The sequence below is a fragment of the Neisseria sp. P0009.S007 genome (genome assembly GCF_051962515.1).
Map to the genome: position 1 here is coordinate 1 of NZ_JBQCVF010001116.1, position 268 is coordinate 268.

Annotated in this window: 1 pseudogene; it reads left to right on the plus strand. The window is 51.1% G+C overall.

Going from position 1 to position 268, the window contains the following annotated elements:
• A pseudogene (locus ACTHS3_RS17960) lies at positions 1-268 on the plus strand (DNA repair protein RecN); the annotation flags it as partial.

Consider the following 268-nt stretch of genomic DNA (forward strand, 5'->3'; position numbering starts at 1 on the left):
GCGCTTTGCCGAGAGCCTGAATATGTTGGCAAGTATTGAAGCAGAATTGGGTGAAATCAGTGCCAATATGCGCGATGTAGCCGGTCGCAGCGATATCGATCCTAATGAATTGGCCGCACAAGAAAGCCGTATGGGCGAATTGATGAGCATGGCGCGCAAATATCGCATTGAGCCGGAAGAGTTGCCGCAAAAGTTGGCAGAAATCGACGAGCGCCTGCAAAATCTGCAAGCGGCTGCCGATTTGGAAGCCTTGGAAAATACAGTCGCA